This window comes from Streptomyces sp. NPDC007084 (assembly GCF_040703595.1).
GTDB lineage: Bacteria > Actinomycetota > Actinomycetes > Streptomycetales > Streptomycetaceae > Streptomyces.
The window spans coordinates 1-7059 of sequence record NZ_JBEYFY010000112.1 but is presented as its reverse complement, the minus strand read 5'-3'; the positions used below and the strand labels follow the sequence as shown (position 1 = coordinate 7059).

Here is a 7059-nt window from a genome sequence, read left to right as displayed (position 1 = left end):
GACAACGCCGCTGGGGGTACCCCCTGCTCGAAGAGCTTGGGGGAGTGCGTGCCCTGCCCCGCGACCCGCCACATGATCCAAACGACACGCCCTAGACAGGGACCGGCCGGGCGAGGCCCGCCTCCCCTGGACCCCCGGCTGACGATGTCAGCCCCTCCGGCGTTTGCGGAGCGGGGGTCCGGGGGCGGCGCGCCCGGGCGGGAGCGGGTCAGTCCAGATAGCCCCGCAACTGATCCGCGAAGGCGTGGTCCCGCAGCTTGTTGAGGGTCTTGGACTCGATCTGCCGGATCCGCTCCCGGGTGACCCCGAAGATCCGCCCTATCTCCTCCAGGGTCCGCGGACGCCCGTCCGCCAGCCCGTACCGCAGCTGCACGACCTTCCGCTCCCGCTCCCCGAGCGTCGACAGCACCGCCTCCAGGTGCTGCCTGAGCAGCAGGAACGCGGCGGACTCCACCGGCGAGGCCGCGTCGCCGTCCTCGATGAGGTCGCCGAGGGCGACGTCGTCCTCCTCCCCCACGGGCGCGTGCAGCGACACCGGCTCCTGGGCCAGCCGCAGGACCTCGCTGACCCGCTCGCCGGTCAGGTCGAGATGGGCGGCGACCTCCTCGGGGGTGGGCTCGTAGCCGCGCTCCTGGAGCATCCGGCGCTGCACCCGGACCACCCGGTTGATCAGTTCGACCACGTGGACGGGGACGCGGATGGTGCGCGCCTGGTCGGCGAGGGCGCGGGACATGGCCTGCCGGATCCACCAGGTGGCGTAGGTGGAGAACTTGTAGCCGCGGGCGTAGTCGAACTTCTCGACGGCCCGGATGAGGCCGAGGTTGCCCTCCTGGACCAGGTCGAGCATGGTCAGCCCGCGTCCCACGTACCGCTTGGCCACGGAGACCACGAGCCGCAGGTTCGCCTCGATGAGCCGGCGCTTGGCCATCCGGCCCATGACGACGATCTTGTCCAGGTCGAGGGCGAGCTGGCTGTCCAGGTCGGGGGTGAGGCGGAGTTTCTCCTCCGCGAAGAGGCCGGCCTCGACGCGGCGGGCCAGTTCGACCTCCTCGGCCGCGGTGAGCAGCGGGATCCGCCCGATCTCCCGGAGGTACTGGCGGAACAGGTCCGAGGAGGGGCCGCCGGTGTCGGCGGCGCGGCGCGGTGTCTCGACCGGCTCGGGGTCCTCGGCCTCGGTCTCCACCTCCGCCTCCGCGTCCGCCGCCGGGGCGCCGGGCGGGCCGTCCGGGTCGCTCTCGGGGTGGTGCGCGGCGCGGCTCTGCGCGGGGACCGCCGCGACGACGTCGGCGTCCGCGTCCGCGACGGTGGTGTCGCCGGTCTCGGGGAGGGTCTGGGTCTGCACGGGGGCGGCCTCCAGGAATGTCGCTGCGAAGTCGTGCGGCAGCGGTACGTCCGGGATGGGCTCGACGGCCTCGCCGCCGTCCATCCCGTGGTCGTTTGGCGGAACCGCGGGGGAAGGGAACCCGTCGCGTGCGGGTCGGCCGCGCTCCGAGGACTCAGGCACCGGAACCCAGTGTGGAGTACGACACATCGCCGCCACGAGGGGCGTGCGGTGACTTTTTGCGTCCGGTCCGTGACCGCCTGGTGACCGTGGCGGGCGAGTGCGCAGTTCAGCGGAGCCGTAACCGGTGGGCGGGGCTCCGGGATTGGCATGTGCGCGGGAGCCCACGGGAGGTGTCCTACGCCCCGCGCGCCCCGCCGTGCGCGTCCGCGCGGTGCCGTAACACCCGTACGCGCCGGGCGGGTCGGCGCGTACGGGAGCGGCCGTGCCGGCGGGCGGGGCGGGTCAGAGCGCTTCGGCGCCCTTCTCGCGCAGCGCCTGCTCGTACTGCTGGAGCACCCACAACTCGTTCTGTACGGCGGCGAGCCGGGCCGGGTCGCCGCCCGCGCTGAGCCGGGACAGGGAGCCCTGGACCTCGCGGATGCGGCGGTCGACGGCGCGGCGGCGGACCATGACGAGCTGCTCGCCGGCGTAGGTCTCGTCGACGGTCTTGCGCAGGATCGCCTCGACGGCCAGCTCGGTGACCATCGCGCGCACCGCGTCGTCGGGGGCGGCGTCGCGGACCCGGATCAGGTACTCCTGGGGGTCCTGGATGCCGTACTCGGCGCCGCCCGCCTCCATGACGCACTGCCGCACGGCGGCGTACGGGGGCGCGGTGAACTCGTCGACGCCGTACGCGTCGAAGGCGGGGGCGACCAGCTCGGGGCGCTGGAGGGCGAGTTTGAGCAGCTCGCGCTCGGTGGCGAAGACGGGGTTGCGCAGGGTGAGGGCCGGGCCGCCGTTCGCCGGGGTCTGGGCCGCGGTGTACGTCTGCTGGGGGCGGTTCCCGGCGGGGGCGGGGCCCCGGCCGCCGCGGTCGCGGGCCCAGCGGGCGAGCTGCGCCACCCGCTTGACGACGAACTGGGTGTCGAGGATGCCGAGCATGCCGGCGAGCTGGACGGCCACCTCGTGCTGGGCGCCGCTGTTCTTGATGCGGGCGACGATCGGGGCGGCCTCGTCCAGGGCGGCGGCGCGGCCCGCCGGGGTCTCCAGGTCGTAGCGCAGGACGATCTGGCGCAGCGCGAACTCGAAGAGCGGGGTGCGGGGTTCGACCAGGTCGGCGACGGCCTCGTCGCCCTTGGCGAGGCGCAGCTCGCAGGGGTCCATGCCGTCGGGGGCGATGGCGATGTACGTCTCGGCGGCGAACTTCTGGTCGTCCTCGAAGGCGCGCAGGGCGGCCTTCTGGCCGGCCGCGTCACCGTCGAAGGTGAAGATCACCCGGGCCGAGCCGTTGTCCATGAGGAGGCGGCGGAGGATCTTGATGTGGTCGGTGCCGAACGCGGTGCCGCAGGTCGCGATGGCGGTGGTGATGCCGGCCAGATGGCAGGCCATGACGTCGGTGTAGCCCTCGACGACGACCGCGCGGCTGCTCTTGGCGATGTCCTTCTTGGCGAGGTCGATGCCGTAGAGCACCTGGGACTTCTTGTAGATCGCCGTGTCGGGCGTGTTCAGGTACTTCGGGCCGTTGTCGGACTCGTAGAGCTTGCGGGCGCCGAAGCCGACGACCTCGCCGCCGATGTCGCGGATGGGCCACATGAGCCGGCCGCGGAAGCGGTCGATGGGCCCGCGGCGGCCCTCCTGGGCGAGGCCGGAGAGGACCAGCTCCTTGTCGGTGAAGCCCTTGCCGCGCAGGTAGCGGGTGAGGTGGTCCCAGCCCTGGGGGCTGTAGCCGACGCCGAAGTGGGCGGCGGCGGCCTGGTCGAAGCCGCGCTCGGCGAGGAAGGTGCGGCCGGTGTCGGCCTCGGGGCTGGTGCCGAGCTGCTCGATGTAGAACTGGGCGGCGGCCTTGTGCGCCTCGACCAGGCGGATCCGCTCGCCGCGCTGGTGGGAGGGGTTGTACCCGCCCTCCTCGTAGCGCAGGGTGATGCCGGCCCGGGCGGCGAGCCGCTCGACGGACTCGGAGAAGGTGAGGTGGTCGACCTTCATCACGAACGTGATGGTGTCGCCGCCCTCCTGGCAGCCGAAGCAGTGGAAGAGGCCCTTGCTGGGGCTGACCTGGAACGACGGTGACTTCTCGTCGTGGAAGGGGCACAGGCCCTTCAGGTTGCCGCCGCCCGCGTTGCGCAACTGGAGGTACTCGGAGACCACGGCGTCGATCGGGACCGCGTCCCGAACCGCCTTCACGTCCTCGTCGTTGATCCTGCCGGCCACGTGGTGATTCTACGGGGCCGGACCGACACTCCCGGGCGGGGTGAGCGGCGCCGTGCCGGAGCCCCGGGGAACCGCTGCGGGCCCCGGCACGGGAACGCGTGGGCGGCCGGTGCCGCCGCGCGTCAGGGAACCAGGCCCTCCAGGGGGACGTGCGGGTCGGCGAGCGCGTCGGCGTCCACCGGGGTCCGGGACCGGACGAGCCGCTGGACGGGTTCCGTGACATCCCACACGTTCACGTTCATCCCCGCGAGCACCCGGCCGTCCTTCAGCCAGAACGCGATGAACTCGCGCTTGCCGGCGTCCCCGCGGATCACCACCTGGTCGTACGTCCCCGGGGGCGCCCAGCCCGAGTACTCCAGGCCGACGTCGTACTGGTCGGAGAAGAAGTAGGGCACCCGGTCGTACGGGGTGCCGCGGCCGAGCATCGAGCGGGCGGCGGCCGGTCCGCCGTTCAGGGCGTTGGCCCAGTGCTCGACGCGCAGCCGGGTGCCGTACAGCGGGTGGTGGAAGGAGGCGACGTCGCCCGCCGCGTACACGTCGGGGTCGGAGGTGCGCAGCAGTTCGTCGACCGCGATGCCCCCGCCGTGCTCCCGTCCTGCCAGGTCGAGGCCCGCGGCCTCGGCGAGGCCGGTGCGCGGGGCGGCGCCGATGGCGGCGAGGACGTCGTGCGCGGGGTGCTCCTCGCCGTCGTCGGTGCGGGCGGCGAGGACCATGCCGTCCTGGCCGACGATCTCGGTGAGGCGGGCGCCGAAGTGGAAGCGGACGCCGTGCTCGCGGTGCAGCTCGGCGAAGACCTGGCCCAGCTCGGGGCCGAGCACGCCGTGCAGCGGGGTCGGCTCCGGTTCGACGACGGTGACCTCGGCGCCGTACTGGCGGGCCGCCGCGGCGATCTCCAGGCCGATCCAGCCGGCTCCGGCGATGACGATGTGGCCGTTGTCCCGGCCGAGGGCGGCGAGGACGCCCTTGAGGCGCTCGGCGTGGGCGAGGCGGCGCAGGTGGTGGACGCCGGCGAGGTCGGTGCCCGGGATGTCGAGGCGGCGCGGCTCGGAGCCGGTGACGAGGAGGAGCTTGTCGTAGTGGACGAGGGTGCCGTCGTCCCCGAAGCGGACGGTCCGCGCGGCGCGGTCGATCGCGTCGACGGTCTGGCCGAGGTGCAGCTCGATGTCGTTGCGCGCGTACCAGGCGGGCTCGTGGACGAAGACGCTGTCGCGTTCCTCCTTGCCGAGGAGGTAGCCCTTGGACAGCGGGGGGCGTTCGTAGGGGTGGTCGCGCTCGTCGCAGATCAGTATCACGCGTCCGGTGAAGCCCTCCGCTCGGAGCGTCTCGGCCGCCTTGGCGCCTGCCAGGCCTCCTCCGACGATGACGAATGTCTGATCCGCGTCGACCACTTGATGCCTCCTCGTAAGGATGTCGCCATATGCGAGCGTCCCGCACGGAGCGTGATGCGGGAAGGGGGAGTGGCCCGATCAGGCCACGCAGGGTCACACTCCGCCGCCTCCATGGGAACGCGTGGTGAGCCTGAGGTGCAGGGAACGCGCCGAGGCATCCGTGAGGGATGCGATCTGGTCGACGATCACCCGCTTGCGGGCGCGGTCGTCGGCCGCGCGCTCGAACAGGGCCCGGAACTGCGGGTCGAGCACCTCGGGGGCGCGGGCGGTGAGCGCCTCGGCGAGTTCGGCGACGACGATCCGCTGGTCGGCGCGGAGCCGCTCCTGCTCGGCGCGCTGCATCACGTACCGGTCGGCGACGGCCTTGAGGACGGCGCACTCGTGGCGGGCGGCGCGCGGGACGACCAGCTCCGCCGCGTACCGGGTGAGGCGGCCGCTGCCGTAGCGGGCGCGGGTGGCGCCCTCGGCGGCCAGGCAGAACCGGCCGATGAGCTGGCTGGTGGCGTCCTTCAGGCGGGCCTGGGCGACGGCCGAGCCGTCGTAGCGGTGCGGCCACCAGTCCTGGACGAGGAGCCGGTCGAGGGCCTGGGCCAGCTCGGCCGGATCGGTGTCCGCGGGCACGTACCGCCCGATGGCGACGGCGAAGATCTCCTCGCGCTCCGGGCCCGAGGTCAGGATCGCGGGGTCGATGTGGCCGGCGTGCAGGCCGTCCTCGACGTCGTGCACCGAGTAGGCCACGTCGTCGGACCAGTCCATCACCTGGGCCTCGAAGCAGGTGCGGGTGCCGGGGGCGCCCTGGCGGATCCAGTCGAAGACGGGCCGGTCGTCCTCGTAGACGCCGAACTTCGGCGACTTCGGGTCGGTGGGGCAGGCGCCTCTCGGCCACGGGTACTTGGTGGCGGCGTCGAGGGCGGCGCGGGTGAGGTTGAGTCCGACGCTCACGAGGTCCGCGTCGGCGTCGGCGGGCGCCGAGGCGACCATGTCGCTGCGCACGAAGCGCTTGGGTTCGATCCGGGTGAGCAGGCGCAGCGACTGCGCGTTGCCCTCGAATCCGCCGCAGTCCTCGGCGAATTCGTTGAGCGCCTGTTCGCCGTTGTGCCCGAAGGGCGGGTGGCCGAGGTCGTGCGAGAGGCAGGCGGCCTCGACCAGGTCGGGGTCGCAGCCGAGGGCGGCGCCGAGGTCCCGGCCGACCTGGGCGCACTCCAGGGAGTGGGTCAGCCGGGTGCGGGGGCTGGCGTCCCACACCTGGATGGGGATCTGGCCGGTACGGGCGGAGCCGAGGACCTGCGGGAGGGTGCCGGGGGTGACCACCTGGGTCTTGCCGGCGAGGCGGCGCAGGGCGGCGGAGTGCAGCACGCGGGCGCGGTCGCGCTGGAAGGCGGTGCGGCCGGGGTGTTTGTCGGGCTCGGTGGCCCGCCGCTCGACGGCGGACACGTCGTACACGTCGTGGGACGGGGGGATCTCGGGGGCCTTCGGTACGGGTCCTGCCGCGTGCGCTTCCATGCCTTCCATGCACCGACAGTAAACGCACCCGGTGACAATCGGGGCGCCGGGCTTCGGCGGGGGCGGGCGGGGAGGGTGCGGGGACCGGCCGTTCAGGCCGGGGTCAGGGTGCGGGGCGGGGTGGCGGCGGGCGCCGCGAGGGCCTGGTCGTAGCGGTGCAGGACGAGGCGGGCCATCGCCGGGTGGTCGCCGAGGGGTTCGGCGCGGATCCAGGGAGCGGCCTCGGCGCAGCGGGAGGCGAGCCGGCCCGGGGTGGTGAAGTGGGAGGCGACGGCGATCCGGTGGCGGCCCCGGGCGGCCAGGGCGCGCAGCGCGGCGGGCACGGTGGGGGCGGCGCCGGAGGCGTAGGCGGGGACGACGGGCACGCCGAGCCGTTCGGCGAGCAGGTGGGCGGTGCGGCGGGTGTCGGCGGCGCGGAGCATCTCGCGGACGAGGTCGATGCCGGCGACCTCCTCGGTGACCGGGTGCTCCACCTGG

5 protein-coding genes are annotated in these 7059 nt (G+C 73.7%); all 5 read right to left on the bottom strand.

Going from position 1 to position 7059, the window contains the following annotated elements:
- Positions 1-208: 208 nt before the first annotated feature.
- Positions 209-1504: an RNA polymerase sigma factor gene (locus AB0912_RS35680; protein WP_366707462.1), complete on the bottom strand. Its 1296-nt coding sequence runs from the start codon at positions 1502-1504 to the stop codon at positions 209-211.
- Positions 1505-1786: 282 nt separating this feature from the next.
- Positions 1787-3691, bottom strand: coding sequence for a DNA primase (gene dnaG / locus AB0912_RS35675; protein ID WP_366707460.1), 1905 nt, complete (start codon positions 3689-3691; stop codon positions 1787-1789).
- A gap of 122 nt (positions 3692-3813) precedes the next feature.
- Complete coding sequence (locus tag AB0912_RS35670; protein ID WP_366707458.1) at positions 3814-5079, bottom strand: FAD-dependent oxidoreductase; 1266 nt, start codon at positions 5077-5079, stop codon at positions 3814-3816.
- 93 nt (positions 5080-5172) lie between these two features.
- Complete coding sequence (locus AB0912_RS35665; RefSeq protein ID WP_366707456.1) at positions 5173-6591, bottom strand: deoxyguanosinetriphosphate triphosphohydrolase; 1419 nt, start codon at positions 6589-6591, stop codon at positions 5173-5175.
- An 83-nt stretch (positions 6592-6674) separates the two neighbouring features.
- Positions 6675-7059 (bottom strand): CbiX/SirB N-terminal domain-containing protein (locus AB0912_RS35660; protein WP_366707454.1); only part of this gene is annotated, 385 nt, incomplete at its 5' end.